The 19,020-nt window shown below is 58.1% G+C and carries 21 protein-coding genes and 1 tRNA gene; 3 read left to right on the top strand and 19 right to left on the bottom strand.

The window, feature by feature from the left end:
• Positions 1-38 precede the first annotated feature (38 nt).
• From bshB1 to Q5H89_RS15840, 8 genes are all read right to left on the bottom strand, one after another.
• Entirely contained in the window at positions 39-764 is a 726-nt protein-coding gene (bshB1, locus tag Q5H89_RS15875) for a bacillithiol biosynthesis deacetylase BshB1 (RefSeq protein WP_305020399.1), read from the bottom strand.
• Positions 765-937: 173 nt separating this feature from the next.
• Positions 938-2,041, bottom strand: a complete 1,104-nt coding sequence (locus Q5H89_RS15870) for a M23 family metallopeptidase (protein WP_305020322.1) — start codon at positions 2,039-2,041, stop codon at positions 938-940.
• A 104-nt stretch (positions 2,042-2,145) separates the two neighbouring features.
• Complete coding sequence (gene trxB, locus Q5H89_RS15865) at positions 2,146-3,075, bottom strand: thioredoxin-disulfide reductase (protein WP_305020321.1); 930 nt, start codon at positions 3,073-3,075, stop codon at positions 2,146-2,148.
• Positions 3,076-3,235: 160 nt separating this feature from the next.
• A complete protein-coding gene (locus tag Q5H89_RS15860; RefSeq protein ID WP_144842942.1) occupies positions 3,236-4,099 on the bottom strand; it encodes a sigma-70 family RNA polymerase sigma factor in 864 nt (287 codons plus the stop codon).
• 196 nt (positions 4,100-4,295) lie between these two features.
• Entirely contained in the window at positions 4,296-6,434 is a 2,139-nt protein-coding gene (gene pnp / locus Q5H89_RS15855) for a polyribonucleotide nucleotidyltransferase (protein ID WP_305020320.1), read from the bottom strand.
• A gap of 189 nt (positions 6,435-6,623) precedes the next feature.
• Complete coding sequence (rpsO, locus tag Q5H89_RS15850; RefSeq protein WP_305020319.1) at positions 6,624-6,899, bottom strand: 30S ribosomal protein S15; 276 nt, start codon at positions 6,897-6,899, stop codon at positions 6,624-6,626.
• A 106-nt stretch (positions 6,900-7,005) separates the two neighbouring features.
• Positions 7,006-8,451, bottom strand: a complete 1,446-nt coding sequence (locus Q5H89_RS15845) for an LptF/LptG family permease (RefSeq protein WP_305020318.1) — start codon at positions 8,449-8,451, stop codon at positions 7,006-7,008.
• Between the two features lie 83 nt (positions 8,452-8,534).
• Positions 8,535-8,939: an START-like domain-containing protein gene (locus Q5H89_RS15840; RefSeq protein WP_305020317.1), complete on the bottom strand. Its 405-nt coding sequence runs from the start codon at positions 8,937-8,939 to the stop codon at positions 8,535-8,537.
• 137 nt (positions 8,940-9,076) lie between these two features.
• Here Q5H89_RS15840 and Q5H89_RS15835 point away from each other — a divergent pair.
• Both Q5H89_RS15835 and Q5H89_RS15830 read left to right on the top strand, forming a co-directional pair.
• Positions 9,077-9,150 (top strand) — tRNA-Met (locus Q5H89_RS15835).
• A 355-nt stretch (positions 9,151-9,505) separates the two neighbouring features.
• Entirely contained in the window at positions 9,506-10,372 is an 867-nt protein-coding gene (locus tag Q5H89_RS15830) for a tyrosine-type recombinase/integrase (protein WP_305020316.1), read from the top strand.
• 252 nt (positions 10,373-10,624) lie between these two features.
• Here Q5H89_RS15830 and Q5H89_RS15825 read toward each other — a convergent pair whose 3' ends face one another.
• The gene (locus tag Q5H89_RS15825; RefSeq protein WP_305020315.1) at positions 10,625-11,263 is read right to left on the bottom strand and encodes a hypothetical protein; all 639 of its coding nucleotides are present in this window, start codon (positions 11,261-11,263) and stop codon (positions 10,625-10,627) included.
• A 194-nt stretch (positions 11,264-11,457) separates the two neighbouring features.
• On the opposite strand from Q5H89_RS15825, the gene Q5H89_RS15820 reads away from it, so the two are divergent.
• Positions 11,458-12,075 (top strand): recombinase family protein, encoded by a 618-nt coding sequence (locus tag Q5H89_RS15820; protein ID WP_305020314.1) that lies wholly within the window; start codon positions 11,458-11,460, stop codon positions 12,073-12,075.
• A 94-nt stretch (positions 12,076-12,169) separates the two neighbouring features.
• Here the strand turns inward: Q5H89_RS15820 and Q5H89_RS15815 are convergent, their stop codons facing one another.
• From Q5H89_RS15815 to Q5H89_RS15770, 10 genes are all read right to left on the bottom strand, one after another.
• Positions 12,170-13,939, bottom strand: coding sequence for a hypothetical protein (locus Q5H89_RS15815; protein ID WP_305020313.1), 1,770 nt, complete (start codon positions 13,937-13,939; stop codon positions 12,170-12,172).
• 76 nt (positions 13,940-14,015) lie between these two features.
• The gene (locus Q5H89_RS15810; protein ID WP_305020312.1) at positions 14,016-14,612 is read right to left on the bottom strand and encodes a hypothetical protein; all 597 of its coding nucleotides are present in this window, start codon (positions 14,610-14,612) and stop codon (positions 14,016-14,018) included.
• The gene (locus Q5H89_RS15805) at positions 14,612-14,917 is read right to left on the bottom strand and encodes a hypothetical protein (RefSeq protein WP_305020311.1); all 306 of its coding nucleotides are present in this window, start codon (positions 14,915-14,917) and stop codon (positions 14,612-14,614) included. The genes Q5H89_RS15810 and Q5H89_RS15805 overlap by 1 nt, the downstream gene beginning before the upstream one ends.
• 239 nt (positions 14,918-15,156) lie before the next feature.
• Positions 15,157-15,687: a glycoside hydrolase family 73 protein gene (locus Q5H89_RS15800; protein WP_305020310.1), complete on the bottom strand. Its 531-nt coding sequence runs from the start codon at positions 15,685-15,687 to the stop codon at positions 15,157-15,159.
• Entirely contained in the window at positions 15,680-16,111 is a 432-nt protein-coding gene (locus Q5H89_RS15795; protein WP_305020309.1) for a glucosaminidase domain-containing protein, read from the bottom strand. Before Q5H89_RS15795 ends, Q5H89_RS15800 begins: the two co-directional genes overlap by 8 nt.
• 26 nt (positions 16,112-16,137) lie before the next feature.
• Positions 16,138-16,620 carry a hypothetical protein gene (locus Q5H89_RS15790; protein WP_305020308.1) on the bottom strand — a complete coding sequence of 161 codons (483 nt, stop codon included), beginning with the start codon at positions 16,618-16,620 and terminating at the stop codon, positions 16,138-16,140.
• Positions 16,571-17,047, bottom strand: a complete 477-nt coding sequence (locus Q5H89_RS15785; RefSeq protein ID WP_305020307.1) for a hypothetical protein — start codon at positions 17,045-17,047, stop codon at positions 16,571-16,573. Before Q5H89_RS15785 ends, Q5H89_RS15790 begins: the two co-directional genes overlap by 50 nt.
• A gap of 72 nt (positions 17,048-17,119) precedes the next feature.
• Positions 17,120-17,434: a hypothetical protein gene (locus tag Q5H89_RS15780; RefSeq protein WP_305020306.1), complete on the bottom strand. Its 315-nt coding sequence runs from the start codon at positions 17,432-17,434 to the stop codon at positions 17,120-17,122.
• A 3-nt stretch (positions 17,435-17,437) separates the two neighbouring features.
• A complete protein-coding gene (locus Q5H89_RS15775) occupies positions 17,438-18,169 on the bottom strand; it encodes a hypothetical protein (protein WP_305020305.1) in 732 nt (243 codons plus the stop codon).
• A gap of 152 nt (positions 18,170-18,321) precedes the next feature.
• Entirely contained in the window at positions 18,322-19,020 is a 699-nt protein-coding gene (locus Q5H89_RS15770; protein ID WP_305020304.1) for a hypothetical protein, read from the bottom strand.

The raw sequence follows: 19,020 nt of genomic DNA, 5'->3' as shown, positions 1-19,020 counted from the left end.
GCAGAACGGGGGTGGTTGCTTTTCCGGCGCTTATGCTATCAAATCAAGTCGCCTAGCTCCCTCACGCCCACCGGCCGCTGCACGGTGTAGCCTTCGCCAAACTCCACCCCTATCAGGTGGCCAAACTCGCGGGCCCGCGCTTCCATAAAATGCGCAAAGGTTTGGCCCGACAAGTAGGTTTGCGGCGCTGTGGGGTCGGCATTGGCGTTGAAGAACTGCGTGCCATAGGCGTTGATACTGGCCCACTTGCCGGCCCAGTGGGGCGTGATATCCACCACAAAATCGGCCGGAATCTGCCGGTCCTGAATGTAATGGTACACGTGCTTGGGGCGCCAGGCGGCCTGCGGCTGGCCGTCCTCCCCTAGCGTTTCTATCATGCGCAGGCCGCTCAAAAAGCAGGCGTCGGTGGCGAGCTGCGCGGCGCGCCCGTGGTCGGGGTGGCGGTCACTGATGGCGTTGCAGAGCACAATCTCGGGCTGGTAGCGCCGGATGGCCGCGATGAGCGGCAACTGGTGCTCGCGGTCGTTTTTGAAAAAGCCATCGGGCAGCCCCAGGTTTTCGCGCACGCTTAGCTGCAAAATCTGGCTGGCCGCCGCCGACTCGGCGGCCCGGGTTTCGGGTGTGCCGCGCGTGCCCAGCTCGCCCCGTGTAAAATCCACAATACCCACTTTTTTGCCCGCCGCTACGGCGGCCAGCAGCGTGCCCGAGCACGACATCTCCACATCGTCGGGGTGGGCCCCCAGGGCCAGAATATCTACTTTAATCACGGATTACGCGGATTTAAACGGATTGCACGGATTTTGTGGACGGTTGAGTACGTATTTCCACCGACCTAAGCCGGCAGGCTCAATTAATTCAATGCACGAGAACAGGCAGTACGAAAAGCAGGGCGTCCACAAAATCCGTGCAATCCGTTTAAATCCGCGTAATCCGTGATTTATTTGACCCGCAGTTTCTTACCGGGCTGCAGCTTGCCGTGCAGGCTGGGGTTAAGGCGCTTGAGGGTGCTCACGCGCACGCCGTAGCGGTCGGCAATTTCGGAGAGCGTATCGCCCGAGCGAATTTTGTGGGTGGCTACCTGGCGGGCCGCCGTAGGCTCGCCGCGGCTGCGGCTGCCGCGGTGCAGTGCCCGGCTGTAGTAGTTGAACAGCGCCGAAGTAATCGTAAACGTCTCGCCCCGCAGCTTGTAATCGGGGAAATCATACACGTAAGTCGGGTTAATGGGATTACCCTCGTAGCGCACCTCGAAGTGCAGGTGCGAGCCCGTGCTGCGCCCCGTGCTGCCCCCTAGCCCAATTACCTGCCCGGCCCGCACAAAAGTGCCCACCGGCACCAGCGGCTTGCTCAAGTGCCCATAAAGCGTTTCGAGGCCATTATAATGGCGCACCAGCAGGTAGTTGCCGTAGCCGCCGCCGTCCCACTTGCTGATGCGGATAACGCCGTCGAAGGCCGCCCGCACCGAGTCGCCCGTATCCAGGTCCAGGTCTACCCCGAAGTGCCAGCGCCCCCAGCGAAAGGTAAAGCCCGAGGTAATCGGCGTTTTCACCAGCGGCATCTTGGCATAGTGCTGGCGCAGTGGGTCCACAAGCTTTAGGGTCAGCGTATCGCGGATGCGCCGGCCGTCCACCCGGTAGGGGTTGATGTTGTGCGTGTCCCAAATGGCATAGTAGCCCGCCACCTTTACCCACGACGAGTCAATCAGCACCTCGTCCGACATCTCCACTATCTCCTGCCCGCCCTCATTGAGCGTGGTCGTGTCTTCGCTTACAATGCTGAGCTTACGGGCCGGGTTAAATATCGACTTGGCAGCGTCCGAGCGGTCGTCGGGTACTTCCTCCGTTTCAATAATGGTGGTCGTGTCGGGCTTCACGTAGCGCATTTTGGGCGTGCGAATCCGAAAAAAATCGCGCGACGCACCCGTACCCGATTTCACAGGAGTCTTTTTGCGGCGCTGAGCCTGCGCAGGAGCACCAGCCCCTAGCCAGCAGGCCAGCAGCAGCCACAGCACAGGCAGCCGAAATAATAGCTTGGGAAAAGTCAAACGAAACCCCAAAAAGGCAGCAGTGGCCCGGTGGACGGGTCACTGCTGCACGTTGACAGAAATAAAAATCACCAGCCGCTTGCGGCTGGCAGCAGTAGGTGCCCCTATTCGTGCAGGCCGGCCAGGTAGCGCTCGGCATCAAGAGCAGCCATGCAGCCCGAGCCTGCGGCCGTCACGGCCTGGCGGTAGGTGAAATCCTGCACGTCGCCGCAAGCAAACACGCCGTCCACGTTGGTTTTAGCCGTGCCGGGCAGGGTTTTGAGGTAGCCCTGCTCGTCGTGATGCAGGTAATTATGGAAAATCTTGGAATTAGGCTCGTGCCCGATGGCCACGAAAAAGCCGTGCACCGGAATCTCACGCGTTTCGTGAGTTACCAGGTTTTTCACCCGCACGGCTTCCACGGCGTGCTCGCCCAGTATCTCATCAGTCGCCGTGTCAAACAGCACCTCAATCTTGGGGTTGTCGAGCACGCGCTTCTGCATGATTTTCGACGCTCGCATGGCATCCTTGCGCACCAGCATGTACACTTTCGAGCACAGATTAGCCAAATAGTTGGCTTCTTCGGCGGCCGTGTCGCCGGCGCCTACAATGGCTACCTCCTTGCCCCGGTAAAAGAAGCCGTCGCACACCGCGCAGGCCGATACGCCCGAGCCGTTCAGCCGCGCCTCCGAGGGCAGCCCTAGCCACTTGGCCGAGGCCCCGGTGGCAATAATAACCGCATCAGCCGTCAGCTCTATCGTTTCATCGACGGTGATTTTATGCGGCCGACCCGAAAAATCAACTTTCGTGGCAATGCCGTAGCGAATATCCGTGCCGAAGCGGGCCGCCTGCTTTTTGAGGTCTTCCATCATCTCCGGCCCCATCACGCCATCCGGGTAGCCCGGAAAATTCTCTACATCGTTGGTAATCGTGAGCTGCCCGCCGGGCTGCAAGCCCTGGTACATCACGGGGTTCAACCCAGCCCTAGCGGCGTAGATAGCGGCCGTATAACCAGCGGGTCCCGACCCAATAATCAGGCAATGAATGTGTTCCATGAAAAATAGCGCGAAGCCTAGCTTCGCGAATCGTTGAACGAAAAAAATACTATTCCTAGTACCCCAGCCAATGGCAAGCTGGCGGCGAAGCCCAGGCTATTACCTACAAAAAACCCCAACCTCACGGTCGGGGTTTTCAGGTAACAAAATTAAGCAGCAATTAGCCTAAATAAGGCTTCAATGCCTTCGAACGCGAGGTATGGCGCAGGCGGCGAATAGCTTTTTCCTTTATCTGGCGCACGCGCTCCCGGGTCAGGTTGAACTTCTCGCCAATCTCTTCTAGCGTCAGCGCAGCCTCGCCGTTCAGCCCAAAGTAGAGCGTAATAACATCGGCCTCACGCTTGGTCAGGGTTGAAAGCGCACGCTGCACTTCCTTGCGGAGTGAGTCGTTCATCAGGCCCGAATCGGGCGTCTCCTCGTCCTCGTTTTCGAGCACATCGAGCAGGCGGTTTTCCTCGCCCTGCACAAACGGCGCATCAACCGATACGTGGCGACCTGAAATCTTCAAGGTATCTACCACTTCTGAAGTAGTCAGCTCCAGAACTTCGGCAATTTCCTCAGGCGAAGGCTCTCGCTCAAATTTTTGCTCCAGCTCCGAGAACGACTTGCTGATTTTATTCAGCGAGCCTACCCGATTCAGGGGCAAACGCACAATGCGGCTCTGCTCGGCCAGGGCCTGCAGAATGCTCTGGCGAATCCACCAAACGGCGTACGAAATAAATTTAAAGCCCCTGGTTTCGTCAAAGCGCTTAGCAGCTTTGATGAGGCCCAGGTTGCCCTCATTGATGAGGTCACCTAGGCTAAGTCCTTGGTTCTGATATTGTTTAGCCACCGACACCACGAAGCGTAAGTTGGCTTTGGTCAGCTTCTCAAGCGCTTTCTGGTCTCCGTCGCGGATACGCTGCGCCAGCGTCACCTCCTCGTCGGGTGTCAGCAGGTCCACTTTGCCAATCTCCTGGAGGTATTTATCCAGCGACTGGCTTTCGCGGTTGGTAATCTGCTTGCTGATTTTTAGCTGTCTCATCGGTAACGGCGCTAACTAGGTAGTTCTAAAGAAGTTATTCGGAAGATAATAGGTTGACGAGCTTATCATCAATTCAACCGAAAACAACAAGGCTATACGAGCTAAAGTTCTTTTCGGCCATTCGATAAGCCCCGACAGGGGCTAGCCGATGAGCTTGACAATCATCAACTAGCCCGCGTGGCAGCCTGCGCAAAAATTACGCCTGCTTTTCGAGCAGCACTTTGCGCGAGAGGCGGTACTTACCAGTTTTCTTGTCGATATCCACCAGTTTCACGTCGATTTCCTGGCCTACTTCGAGCACCCCCTCAAGCGAGGCAATGCGCTCGTGGGTTACTTCCGAAATGTGCAGCAAGCCATCTTTGCCAGGCATAATCTCCACAAACGCGCCATAGGGCTGAATGCTGCGCACCTTGCCTTTGTAGGTTTCGCCCACTTCGGGCTGCGCCGCGATGGCCCGGATGCGGTCGATGGCACCCTGCATATCCGTCTGGTTGGAGGCGTAGATGCTCACGTGGCCCTTCTCGTCCTTCTCCTCGATGATAACCGTAGCGTTGGTATCCTTCTGAATCTGCTGGATGACTTTGCCGCCCGGCCCGATTACCGCGCCGATAAACTCTTTGTCAATCAACATCTTGTGCGAGCGCGGGGTGTGGGCCTTCAGCTCGGCAGCCGGGGCGGCGATGGTCTTCGCCATCTCGCGCAGGATGTGCAGGCGGCCTTCGCGGGCCTGGTGCAAGGCAGCCGTCAAAATCTCATTGCTCAGGCCCTGGATTTTGATATCCATTTGGCAGGCGCAAATACCTTTCTCCGTGCCAGTTACCTTGAAGTCCATGTCGCCGAGGTGGTCCTCATCACCTAGAATGTCCGAAAGCACGGCGTACTCGCCGGTTTCCTTATCCTGCACAAGGCCCATGGCGATGCCGGCTACGGCCGCGCGCACTTTCACGCCCGCATCCATGAGGGCTAGCGAACCGGCACAGACAGTGGCCATCGAGCTGGAGCCGTTCGACTCCAGGATGTCCGACACGATGCGGATGGTGTAGGGGTTTTCGTCGTCGGGCGGCAGCACGCGCTTCAGCGAGCGGGCGGCCAGGTTGCCGTGGCCGATTTCGCGGCGGCCAGCGCCGCGGTTCGGCTTCACCTCGCCGGTCGAGAAACCGGGGAAGTTGTAGTGCAGCATGAATTTCGAGAAGCCCTTGGTCAGCGGCTGGTCGATAATCTGCTCGTCGAGTTTGGTGCCGAGTGTGGCCGTGGTCAGGCTCTGGGTTTCACCGCGGGTGAAAATAGCCGAGCCGTGGGCACCGGGCAAATAGTTGATTTCCGACCAGATAGGACGTATTTCGGTGAGCTGGCGGCCGTCGAGGCGCACGCGCTCCTTCACCATCATGTCGCGGATGGCCTTCTTCTCGGCCGACGAGTAATACCGGCTGAACTGCTTCATGTCCAGCTCGGGCTGCTCGGCCACGAGCTTGTCCAGGAACGCTTTTTTCACGCTCGTGAAGCCTTCCTTACGGCCGGCCTTGCTAGTGTTGCCCGAGCGGGCCACGTCATAAGCGCCCTTGTAGATGCCTTCGTGGATGAGCGCTTTCAGCGCGTCATTCTCTTCGTATTTCGGATACTCACGGGGCTGCGACTCGGGCGTGCGGCCTACCGCCTCCGCCAAGTCCTTTTGCAGCTGCACCTGCGCCTTAATGGCTTCGTGGGCGTAAGCGATGGCGGCTACCATTTCTTCCTCGCTCACTTCGGCCATCTCGCCCTCTACCATGGCTACCGAGTCGCCGGTGGCACCCACGATGAGGTCCATATCGGCGCGCGCCAGGTCGCTGGTTTTGGGGTTAATCTGGAACTGACCGTCGATGCGCGCAACGCGTACCTCCGAAATCGGGCCGGCAAACGGGATATCCGAAATCGACAGGGCGGCCGAAGCAGCCAAGGCAGCCAGGGCATCGGGCTGCACTTCCTTATCAGCCGAAATGAGGGTAATCATCACCTGCACCTCGTAGTGATAATCCTTGGGGAACATCGGCCGCAGGATGCGGTCAACGAGGCGGCAAATCAGAATTTCGTAGTCGCTCAGGCGGCCTTCGCGGCGCTGAAACGAGCCGGGAATCTTACCGGCCGAGCCGAATTTTTCCTGGTAGTCAACTGACAGCGGCAGGAAATCAACGCCTTCGCGCTGGCTAGGGGCCGAAACAACCGTAGCGAGCAGCATCGTGTCGCCGAGGCGCACGACTACGGCTCCATCCGCAAACTTGGCCAGTTTGCCGGTTTCAATGGAAATCTGGCGGCCGTCGGGCAGCGCCAGGGTTTTAGTAATCGCGTGGGGAGCGGGCATTGGAGGGGGTTGGACTAGAGACAATAGACACCAGACACGAGTAGTATGGGCGGGCACCCCGCCTAGGCAGCGGCCGCAGCAAGCTCCGGTCGTCTGGCCACTATCTCATGTCCAAGCAAAGCAGACAATGGGCAAAAAAAAGAGTAGGGAACCTTCGCGTGGAAGGCTCCCTACTCTCAGCAAGTGGGCTTACTTACGGATGCCCAACTCCTTGATAATCGCGCGGTAGCGGTTGATTTCGCGGTGCTGCAGATAATCCAGCATGCGGCGGCGCTTGCCTACCAGCTTCAGCAGGCCCAGGCGGGTGCTGTGGTCTTTCTTGTTCACTTTCAGGTGCTCGGTGAGGTGCTGAATGCGGTGCGTGAACAGGGCAATTTGCGACTCGGCCGAACCAGTATCGGTAGTTACTTTCTGAAGGCTGTTTTTTTCGAAGATGGCCTGCTTGGCCTCGGTCGAGAGTGTCATCGGCAGATAGGGAGAACCCGTCTTAGATTGAAAAATAAGAGAAAATGCGTGCCCCATACCTTGGGGCGGGTGCAAAGGTACGCGCTTTAGCGCTGAATTCCAAGCCTCAGTCAATAACAGGCGCCGCCAGGCGCCGCAGGCGCGGAAACCGCGGCAGACGCTGGGCCAGGCGCCGCCAGAAATCCATCTCCAGCAGGCCCGAATCGTTGTAGGCCTGATAAAGAAAAAATAAGCCAAATGGAAATAAAATGCAGTTAGACAGCCACATACCCACGCCCACGGGCAGCACGAAGTCGCGCCCATACTTAGACCCCATCGTGTCGAAGACGTAGAAAATGATGAAGAACAGAATGGAAACCAGAATGGGCACCCCTAGCCCACCCTTCTTGATAATGGCCCCCAGCGGCGCGCCTATCAAAAACATGAGCAGCACGGCCACCGACTGAGTGTACTTGCGGTAGACCTCAATGCGGAACTCGGCCGAATCGCGCGCTACCTCATAGAGGTGCTGCGAAGAAGAGGTGATAAACGAGTTGATGTTGCGGGCGCGGCTGAGCGCCTGCTCTACCTGCGAGGCATTGAGCGGAGCTAGCCGGGCGGGCGATACTACCAGGTGGGCCAGCTTCCGGCTTTGGGCCCGGCCACTGGTATCGAGGCGCAGGTAGGTATAATACCCACCCAGGCGCGCTGGCAAAACCTTGCGCTCGCGCGCCAGAATTTTCTGAATAGAATCGACGCTGTGGTGCAGCTGCGGAATATTCAGCATCATGCGGTTTTGCTGAAACAGCTCCTGCTTGGTCTTACCCAAATCGAAGGAGGCTAGCGAAAACGTAATCATGTTGCGCTTAAACCCCTCCCGAATGAAGGAAGCGGCCGAGCGGTTTTGCGCATCGGGCTGCTCTACGTAGGTATGCCCCCGAAAAAGCTCAAAACCCAGATATTGCCCCCCAAAGCGCGTAAACATGCGCCCCGAGTCGGCAAGCATTACCGTGGCATTGCCCGACTTTTGGGTATGGTCATAAATCATGACCCCCATCAGAATGTCTTTTTCCGGCCCAACTTTTTTATCCACCTTAATGGTGTAGCCCGGAATGCCATTATAGAACACGCCGGGTCGAATATCCAGCGCCAGCTTTTTCTGGCGCACATCCCACAGCAAGCTGTACGCCTTCAGGTTGGCCTTGGGCACAATGCGCTCGTTAAACCAAAAGGCCGTGACGGCCAGTACCAGGCTCACCAGCCACACCGGCCGCAGGATGCGCGTGAGGGCAATGCCCGAGGCCTTGATGGCCGTTAGCTCGTGGTGCTCGCCGAGGTTACCGTAGGTCATCAGCGACGACAGCAGCACGGCCAGCGGCAGCGAAATGGGCACAATGAGGATGCTGAAAAAGAACAGCAGCTGCAGCAATACCCCCGTGCCCAGGTCTTTGCCCACAATATCATCCAGGTACTTCAGCAGCGTATGCGTGAGGAGAATAAACTCTACCACCGCAAACGTGAGCAGGAAAGGTCCGGCAAAGGCCTTTAAAATAAGCTTGTCTAGTTTTTTCACGGCAATTAATTACGCTGGCTTCGCAAGCCCTGGATGGCTAACGCCGGGGCGAAGCTTCTAGTGCGCGGGCGGCCCGGCAGTGGCTAGCCCCCTACCTGGTCGCGCAGCTTACTCACCAGGCTCTCCCAAAGCTCCTGTTGCTCCTGTGTGTCGGTGTGGTCGGAATAGTCGGTGACGCGCAAAAATACCTCATCGGTAATGCGCGAAGCCTCCAGCGTAAAATCAAGGTAGTTGGCGTCGAGCAGGGGGCGCTTCTGCTCGTCCAGAAACACGTAGCGAATGCTGCGGCCGGGCCGTTGGGCGGCAATCTCGGCAAAATGGCTCTGCTTGTCCCACACCATGTTGAGGCGATGGTCAGGGTCGAGGCGCACATCGTCGCAAAACCATTGCGACAAGCCCGAGGCCGAGGCGATGTAGGGGAAAAGAATTTTAGGTGAGGCGTTTATCGAGTATTCCATCTCGAAGCGGCGCTTTGCAGTGGCGGGCATAGCCATAGGTAGAAGAGTAAGTGCGCCCGTCACTCCCCACCAAAAGTGGCTCTGCGGGCAGGAAAACAAGTAAATTTTAAATCAACGCTTGCAGAAAGAGATTTTTTCAGTACCTTTGCACTCCCAAATCACCAACTGGCGGGGTAGCTCAGTTGGTTAGAGCACAGGATTCATAACCCTGAGGTCACGAGTTCAACTCTCGTCCCCGCTACATAAAGAAATGCCGTTTCAGCAGTGCTGAAGCGGCTTTTTTATTGCCCATACTTTTTTTATCACAGAATTTACTCAACGTGCCCAATTCGCTTCCCCCCGACCAGCGGCCCCGGCTATTTGACGCCGACGGCGACTTATCTAAACGTTGGTACATTAACTTCAAAGTATGGGATACTGATAAGCAGCGGTACGTGCGTAAGCAAGATACCAGCATGAATAAGTACCGCACCTTGACTGAACGCCGGCAGCAAGCTAACCGGAAACTGCGCGAAATTACAAAACTATTAGTAGAAGGGTACACATCTGGCTCAACCCCTGCTATTAATATTGGCCTACCCCGCAACCCTACTCTATTGGATGCAGTGAAGCTCGTGACGGAGCGCAAGCTGGCCAGCGGCCGCAAGCACGAAAATTACCCGCGTCTACTGCGTGAAGTGCAGCGGTTCCAGTCACTGGCCAATGCAGCACTAGAGCATGTGCGGCCGGTGAACGTGCTGGCCTTCCTCGACAACCTGGCGGCCCGGGGCATGGAGCCAAAAACGTACAACGGCTATCGTGATACGTTGTCGGCTGTGTTTAACTACCTGCTGAAATTGGAGGCCGTGAGCCGCAACCCGGTGCGGGGCGTGGACCGGCGCAAGGTGGTGGCCAGCGACGAGCACCAGCCCTACACCAACGCCCAGCGCCAACTCGTGCGCGAAGAGATAGCCCGGCGAGGCGATGCTCAACTGCAGCTCTTCATCTCCTTTATTTATTACTGCTTCGTGCGTATCGGCAGCGAGCTAAGGCTGCTGCGCGTAGGCGACCTGCTGGCCCATACAGTGCGGGTGCCTGGCACGCGCGCCAAGAACGATAAGGCAGAGCACGTGGCCATACCCCGGCAGCTGGCCGTCCTAATTGATGAGCACGCCCTGCGCTCCTACCCTGCCGACTTCTACGTGTTCACCAAGAGCGGGCAGCCGGGCCCGGTGCCGGTAGGGAAAAATTGGTTCGCCAAACGCCACCGGGCCGTACTGACGGCGGTGGGCCTGGCCGGAGGCAACCACTCTTTATATAGTTACAAGCACACCGGGGCAATCAACCTCTACCTGGCCACCCGGGATATTGAGTTGGTGCGCCGCCACTGCCGGCACCAACACGCCGGCATTACAGCTACCTACTTACGCAAGCTGGGCGCGGTCCACGACGGCGACCGCCTTGACGCAATGCCAGATTTTTAGAATTAAAATACAGTTGTTAAGAACCACCCAACACCCAATATTATACCGATGCATATAACGAACGCTAGGGCTTGCTCTAGTACCACCTTCACTATCCGCCACATATTATCCCATTCGCTCTTAGACATAAATTTAGCCAAGAGAGACAGTAGAATCAGTGACAGCACTAAAATTGTATAGGCTACTTCCATGCGAAGTATGCGTTAGTCATTAATGTGTAGAAAGCTCTGGAAGAGGTCTCAAAACACGCTCCTATTGACTAGAACTAGTTGAAGAGGCTGCACCTCCTGAACCACTCCTAAACTCGTCATCTCCCATTATTTCTTCCGCCTCTTTGTAACGTTCCAACAACGTTGCCATGTCTATTTCACAATGCTGATACAACATTGACGCATTAAGTAAATGACGAAAGGCTTTGCGTGCTCGGTTACCTTTAGCTACTATGTTAAATGAAAAGATAACACCTGTAGATAATGAGGAGATAAAAGCCAGTATTTTTGTCCCTTCAATTGGTATTAAAGCCTCTTTATCACCAAGTGAAACCGCTAGAAAAAGAGAAGAGGCCAGACTAATAACGCCTAAAGCACGATATGCCCAGTAGTTGCGCAGAGCGATACTATTGTAGATATTAAGCGAGTTTGCAACATCTATAGGGGGCATTTGTACTTTAGTAGAATCCCAATACTGTTCGTATAGGTCAATCGCAATTTTTCTTCGGAGGTCTTGTTCAATGTGCCTAAGGACAGCGCGTCCTATCAAAAGCAAGCCGGCGATAACTATTATGACAATCGTCACAATACCTGCATTAACCCCAAAATTTGCTTTTGCAAAAGGCAAGAAGCAAAGGGCACACAGAAGTACGCATGTAGTAATGGGAGTAAACTCGGTCATAGTATCAAATGAAGTGGGCAATTTAGTTACAGTCCAGGCAACATAGCTATCAGACTGTATCACAAAACGGACGTTTTCATGCGACGCCCTAGCCTTCGGCTCTTGCACGCTAGGTAGCAGCTAAAACCGTCTTATTTGCTTGTCTCATAAAACAACGTCTGCGTATCTTCGTCAGCCTGACTTTTTGAGAACGCATGAAACTTGGCTACGCCCGCGTAAGCACCCAGGACCAACAAGTACACTTGCAGGTCGACGCCCTACGGAGCGCGGGCTGTATTGAGGTCGTAGAAGAAAAGGCTTCGGCCGCGAAAGACCGCCCCCAACTGCAGGCGCTACTCGGGCGGCTGCGCGAGGGCGACACACTAGTGGTGTGGAAGCTCGACCGGCTGGGGCGCTCGCTCAAAGAGTTGGTTACGCTAGTCACAGGCTTTCAGGAACGGGGCGTGCAGTTTGTGAGCTTGCAGGACCACCTCGACACCACCACCGCCCAGGGACGGCTCATGTTTAACCTGTTTGCTTCGCTGGCCGAGTTTGAGCGCGACCTGATACGGGAGCGCACCAACGCCGGGCTAGCCGCCGCCCGGGCCCGCGGCCGGCAGGGCGGGCGGCCGCCAGGACTTACCAAAGAAGCGAAGTCGAAGGCTGCGGCTGCGCGTACCCTGTATGAGAAGAAAGACAAGACAGTGGCCGAAATCGGCCAACTGCTAGGTATTGGCCGGGCCACCGTGTACCGCTACCTTGACTTAAAAGTGAATGACAGCACGCCATCGGCTGAGCTGGCGCTGGCCAGCACCTCAACGCCGGCCACCTGACAGCAAACGCGCCCGGGCGACGTGCACCAGGGCGCAAAGAATGACAGCACACCGGCGCGAAGTCTTCGAGCTGCAGCGCGAAAGTTGACAGCAATTAATCAACGGCCGACAAAAACAACTGCTGGGCAGCCTGGCGCTTTTCAGCGTTGCTAAGTGCTTCGGCTCGCTGCAATAAGTCACGCACGCCCTTGCTTAGTCCGACGCCGAACAGTGAGGCCTGATTTTTAGCCGCGTCCTTTACTTCGTAGCGCTGGGCGCTGATTTTATTAAGCTCCTGCAGGGCGCGGGTTACGGCGATTTCATAGGCGGGCAGAATGCGGGCCAGGTCTTTCTCAGTAGCCTGACGCGCTACTAGCTCCCGGCGCTTATCGACCAGGGCTTTCTCGGCGTCCCTGTGGGCGCGCTGGGCAGTAGCCAGCCGCTCGTCGTATTCCTGTTCTACCGAGCTTTTGCCGGTGCGGTTAGCCAGATTTAGGGGCTCGTCGGCCGCGAACTGCCCGAACGTGGTAGCCCGGCTAATTGTAGTATCGAGACGCTGCAGAAACTCTTGCTTGTTGCGCAGCTGGCCGGCTTTGCTGCCGTAGGCCGTGCGCAGCCAGTCGAAGGTTTCGTTTTCGTGGCTGTCGGTGAGCTGGGGGTAACGGCGGCGGGCCTCCCCGGTCCAGTCGGCCAGGGTGCGTACTACTTCCTTGCCGCTGCCATCGGCGGCATCGGCAAAGCTGGCCAGGGCCTGCACCGCCTGGCCGTTGGGTGCCAGGTAGGACAGATTGAGAATAAAGGTTTTGTTTTTACCCTCGTAGCCGGCGGCGGCCGCGTCAATCTCCTTCTTACTCTTGCCCTCCGCCCGTAGGCCCCGGTAGTAGGCGGCCCGCTCCAGCTCGGTTTCCTTCGTGCTCAGGTTGTTGCTGTTGCGGGCAATCTCCACGGCTTCGGCCTGGCTGCACTCGGTAATCTTAGCAGGAATAGCCTCGAAGCCGCGCCCATCTACGCGGGTGCCCTGGCTAGCCAGGCGCCGAAACGCTTCCTTGCGGCTGTGCCCGCTCAGGCTGTACACGTCGGTGGTGCCGGGCTTACGCCACAACACCACAGGGTCGAGCACCTCCCAGCGGAAGGTGCCGGCCGCCACGGCAGCCAGGATGCGTTGCACCGATTCCTCGCTAAAGTCCGCTTCTCGGTTCTGAAACAGCTTCTTATCGGTTTTAATATCCTTCACCGGCACCAGTACCACGGAGCCATCGGCGGGCAGGGCGGCCGCCGGCGCGGGCCGGCTAGCCGCGTCACTTATCATTGGTAGGCCTAGCGAATCGTAAAACTCGCTGTATTGCTTCACCAGGTCAGGGTAACGGGTGGCCTGCTGCGCGGTAATGGGCTGGCCGTTGCTCAGCAGCAGCTTTACCGCGTGAAACTCCGCATCGGGGGCCGAGGCGGCCGCGCCCTTCGCCGGCTTGGCCGGGGGCGCGGCTGCCTCTGCTTTGCTTTGGTCGGCTAGCTCCTGTAGCTGCTGCTCAATCTCCCGGCGGGCGGCGCCCCGGCTGCCCGACTTCACCACCGGGGCCCCGGCATCGGCAAACCGGGCGGCTGTTTGCAGGGCGGCCTCGTTGGTGGCAAACTCCAACCGGATGCTGGGCTTACCTATCCACGCCCGGCCCCGGTGGTGCAGGTAGAGTATCAGGGCCGGGGCCGCGTCGGGCTTGAGCCCCAGCTGCCCGGCGCGCGCCTGTTGCGCGGCTGTCCCGTCGAGCACCGGAAACCCTGCCTCTCGCTGAAATTGATATTGGCGGGCTAGCGGCTGCTTGGCCAGCCAGGCGGCAAACTCAGGATACGCCAGGCCCTCGGCCTGCTGCTGAATCGGTGAACGTTTCATGCTGTCATTATGGTAGTGCTGTCACTCGCTTAGAAAAAATCAGCCGCCTTAGCGAAGCGATGGCGTAGGCATAATACTACAAATGCATACCAATGTCACCAGCAACAGCGTCTGCGTAAAAGCCGAGTTGCTGCAACTCCTCCCAGGTCTTGCCAACAATGGGCGGGCCACCATACGGCCGGAGCAAGTTCGGTTTGAATGCAATCCGCGCAGGAAGCTGGCTATTTTCAGGCGACCAGGTCACTTTGAAATGGTACTCGTACTGCAAGACCTCGGCGCTCGGGTCATTAGTCGTAATACCATCACTGGCCACAGTGAAGAGGGTCGAAACCGCAGCACCAGGCGCCGTGTACGTCGCCTGAGGGGTGGGATTTTGCGTAGACGTCGTCAGTACCAAAATGGCCACCACAGGCTGCGGAAATTGGTAATCTACTCGGCCACCTTTATGACCGAGTTGGGGCACGTAGGGGATACCCTCAACACCAGCAGGTACTAGATACTGCACATCCGAGCAGGTGGGAAGAACTAATATGCCATTGGCCGTTTGGCCAGCCACCACCGAAAAATCTTCGACAAAGCTAAGATTAGCCGCTTGCGCCACAGAAGGCAAAGCCAGGTAGTGTAAACGATATTTAGCGATTGCGGGGCCGCTACCCTCTGGAAGTAAGCTCATTACAGGAGTGAGTGATTAAAAATGCGTTCAACAATAGTGGGGGCGTCGTGGTCTTTGATGAGTGCAATCAGCACGGTGCGTAGCTCTACCCGCACGTCGGTGCAGTCGATGCCCCAGGCGCCGCCGGGGGCAATGGGCAACGCATAGGCCGAATTTTGCGGCGCGATAAACAGCACCTTGTTTTCGGACGTGTTGCGAATGCGAATACTTGCGCAGTGAGTTACTATTGCACTATTTGCGCCCGGCTGCAAAACTTCCAGCTCAAAGGTGCTGGCTACCTGAACGAGATGCTGGCTCGTAGGCATGGGGAAAGGGTATTTTAAGTTGCTGTCATTAATTGCCGCCTGGCCGACGTGCACCAGGTAGGTTTGCTGTCATGTTGCGCTGCTGCAGCGCCGGCGGCCGGCGCGGTTTGCTGTCAGTCGCTTCGAGCTGGCACGCGCGGCCGACGGTGCTCAGGCGCCAGCGTGCTGTCAGCGGCGGCGGGCGAGCGCCCACGCGCTGAGCGCGACGAGCAACAGCCCAGGGCCGACTACGGGGGCCGCTAGCTCAGTCCGTAGTCCGTTGACTTTTTTCGCAGCCAGGCAATCGTGTTGAGCATGATTGTTAGCTTATTGGGGTCCGTAGCGTAGCCGGCTACGACGACGGCGCGGGTAAACTCTTCGGCGCTGCCCGTGTGCGCCCAGGCAGCACGGTAGCGCGGGTTTTGGCGCAAAAACTCTACGTGGTCCTTGTAGCTGTCAACCAAGCTGTCGTAGGCCCGAAACTCATCCATTAGGTCGTAGCGGTATTTGCCATCAGACCGCTTCGTGATGCTGAACACCTGATGCGGCCATTGCACGTGCGGGCTGTCGAACACTTCCCAGGTTTTCAGCAGCTGGCGCTTACCATGCCAGCTCGGGCCGGGCTTGATGCCAAAGCACATATTACCGGGTGGGTCGCCGTACAGGCCTTGCTCGCTCACGTGCATGGCCAGTAAGTAGTAGCGCGGCACGCCGGTGGCTTGCTCAGCCGCCACGGCCACCGGCCAGAAGGTTCTCAAAAATTGCTCAGCAGTTAGCTTAATCTTAGCCACGGGTAATAGGCGTTGAAGTTGCGGCCAGCACTGGCGCGCTGGGGCGCAAGCCGTGCACGGTGGCCAGGGTGGTGAATCGGCGCCAGTAGGCAGCCACGTTGCGGCCCCACAGGGCCTTCTCGCTTGCGCTCCCGCTCACGTAGCGGGTCGCTGCCATGCGTTTTGTGAAAGCAGCAATGTTGCCGCTTACCAGGGCGGCCGCCTCGTACCGGCGGGCCAGCAGCTGGCCGAAAAATTCGAAGCACTCGGCATCGGTGGCAAACACTTTCCAGCCCTTGGCGCCGCGCAGCCCGAAGTAATTGCGGCGGTTGCGGGCGCTGTACGAGGTGCCGCAGCCGCTTTCCTGCGCCCCCACGGCCAGAATGGTGCCGGGGTTGATACCATAGCGCATCCCTATGTCGGCGGCCAGAGGCCAGAATTTCAAGCAAAATGTTTCCTGCGCGCTCATCGTCAGAAGGGTAAAAAACTAAACTTGGTGAAGCGTAGAGCCACCGACCCGACTAGCAGCACCAACAGCAGCAGGGCAATCCAGAACCATACTTGCCCGTACCAATGTGGATAGGCCAACCCCTGCAGGCGGCCCCGCTCCTGTTCACTGGCCTGTAGTTGCTTGCGCAGCACCCCGGCATCGGCCCGGGCGTCGGCTAGCAGGCGGCGGGCCCGGGCATTGTCGAGCACCAGCGTAGAAATGCGGCTGCGATAGCGGGTTATCTGCCGCACCTTCACGGGCACGCGGTAGAGCTGCCCATTCACGCGCACCGTCACGGTGCTGTCAAGTACCTGCACCACCGTTGAATCACTGACCTGCTGCGGCCCGACCACTTGCGTAAGTAGGCCGGGATGCCGGTCGAGCAACCGGGCCAGCTGCGCCTCGGGTAAACAACTAGTGAGCAAGGCCAGGGCCGGGACCAGTAGCAGGATGCGGTGGCTCATCATCATGCGCCGGGGGCGCCCCACTGGCTGGCATGAGCTGGCTGGGCTGCGCCACGGGGTTGTAGCCGGGGCTATACAGCGGGCTGCCATACGGCGAGCCATAGCCGCCGCCAGAGCCAGGCGAATAAGTACGGGGAGTAGTGCGGTCGGCCAGGGCATCGCGTAAGAGAGGATAAAAACAAAGACCTAGCACCACCACGATAAAGGCCAGCAGCAGGCGGTAAGCCAATTCGCCCAGCCACTGCTCGCGGCGTGAGGGGCGCCGGCGCCGGCCATCGGTGAGCACCGCCCGGGTGTCGGCCAGGTCGTCGGCCAGATTACGGTGCTCAGTAGTGCGGGCGTCTTTGGCCAGCAGGTAGCCAGCGACGTTGAAAAAGCCCAGCACCGCCAAAAATTCAGTAGTTGATATTTTGCCTTGCGTGAACATGAGTAGGGCCAGTAGAATACTGACCGCCAGCAGCGTAGTACGCCAGTTGCCTACTATCATTTCGCGCATGGTTCATTCTTCACGTAGTTGTACAGATTCCCCAAACCTTCGATAAATAAGGCGGTCTACTTCGCTGAAATAGCGGCGAAAAGCCCGGTTTTCTTGTTCCACCTGCTTCAATCGGTCCTCGTGAAACTCCCGGAGTTGTTTGGCGGCCTGTAGGTCAACTTTTACTTCCTGCAGGTCTTCTGTTAGTTGCCGGTGGTCAGCACTTAGGCCTTTCATCGTTTCGTCAATCTGGCTGATGCCCCGACTTAGCAACCATCCCACCACGGCTACCAATAGCGCACCGATAGCACTCACAATTTCAAGAACATGCGCCTCCATCTGCTAGCCTCCTTTCCGCCGGTTGCCCAGCAGCTGCGTGAACAGGTAGCCCCCACCCAGCACCAGCGCCACGGTTTTGAGTTGGCCAAACAGGCTGTTGTCGGCCGCGTCTTTACCGTCGTTGTAGCCTCCTTTTCCGGCCTGCTCGATAGCCTGGCTGCTAGCCTGCTGCTCTTCGGGCGACATACCGCGGTAGATGTCACTGGCTTGAAAGGCCGTTTGTACATCGGCCGCGCTCTTCGATTCGTCGGGGCTGAACAAGGCCCAGCAGGCGGCCGCAGTACCTACAATTACAACGCCCATCACCACTGCCGCCACCCCGGCCGGAATAGCGGGCAAAATGCCGACGCCGGGGCCGCTTACGACAGATTTCAGCTTAGCTAGCCACGACTTAGCAAGGCCGGTTAGCCCGGTGTTTGCCCGCAGCAGCTTGCTAGTGCGGAGCTTCTGCTGCCGGGCTACGTAGCTGGCCACCGTCTTGTCGAGCGTGGCGCTGGCGGCCGCATTGGTCCGCCCAGCCCGGCGGGCCTGCTCCCGGTAGTAGAGTGCTTGCACCAGGTACACGTGCGTTTGACGGTCGTTGGCCACAATGTTTTGCACGCAGGCGATACCGTCGCCCCCCTGCCCGGTGCGGGTGGTGAGGCGGGAAACGGGGGCGGGCTTTTGACTGGCCTTCGGGCGCTTGCTGGCCGGGGCCGGAGTTTTTAACGGACGAATCGGATAGGTCGTAGGCATAGGATGCTGTCATTGTGCGCGCCCTGGGCGACGTGCACCAGGTTGCTTTGCTGTCAGGTTTTCGCGCTCCAGCGCCGGCGCCCGGCGTGCTTTGCTGTCAGATGCCGGCGCCTGGCCGTCCAGTACTGGCCAGCTCAGGCGCCGGGCTGCTGTCAAAGCATGTCAATCATGCCGGCCAGCTGCCGGAGCTTGCCCGGGTCTTTGCTGGCTAGCTTGCCCAGCACGTCCAGCAGCATCTCATCGCCAAGGCCAGCCTGTAGTCTTTCGAGCGATTCAGCCAGGCGCTGCTCGTTGCCGGTGGGGGCACCGACTTCAGCGGTCGGGGCGGGGCCCGGGCCGGCAACAGCCGGCGCGGGTAAGTTTAAGGGGGCGCGGCCGGTGGCCATATACACAAGGTTTTGAATTTCGGGGAGTTTGCCGATAAGCGGGGCTAAGACACCTAGGCCGCCCTCGTCGTCTTTTTCTCTCAGCTTGCGAAGCTCTTCACGGTGCCGGTCCTCAATGTCTCGGATTTTAGAAGCAGTTTCGAGATTCCATATCTGCTGCTGCAGGCCTGAAATCATGTCGTTAGGGCCGCCGATGCCGGCCAAGGCGGCCGGGGAGCCAGCGGCCGGAGCCACTTTGCTAATGCGAAAGCAAAGCCCGGTGCGCTTGTCGGCCGCGTTCTTTGAGTGCTCTACCTTATAGATGCCAGGCGTGAGCTTCTCCCAATCCTGCAGGAACTTATCAATCAGGTTTTGCGGGTTGTCGGCTTCGCCCGTCAGTTTCAGATTGGGTACCTGCGTAATGATATAAGATACCGCCCCGGCCTCTTCTAAGGTGCTAACTGCTGCCTCTACACTATTGAGCAT

Source organism: Hymenobacter cheonanensis, from assembly GCF_030581075.1.
In the GTDB taxonomy this organism is placed as follows: Bacteria; Bacteroidota; Bacteroidia; order Cytophagales; family Hymenobacteraceae; genus Hymenobacter.
The sequence above is the reverse complement of the archived record's forward strand: the minus strand, read 5'-3'. Positions and strand labels throughout refer to the sequence as shown.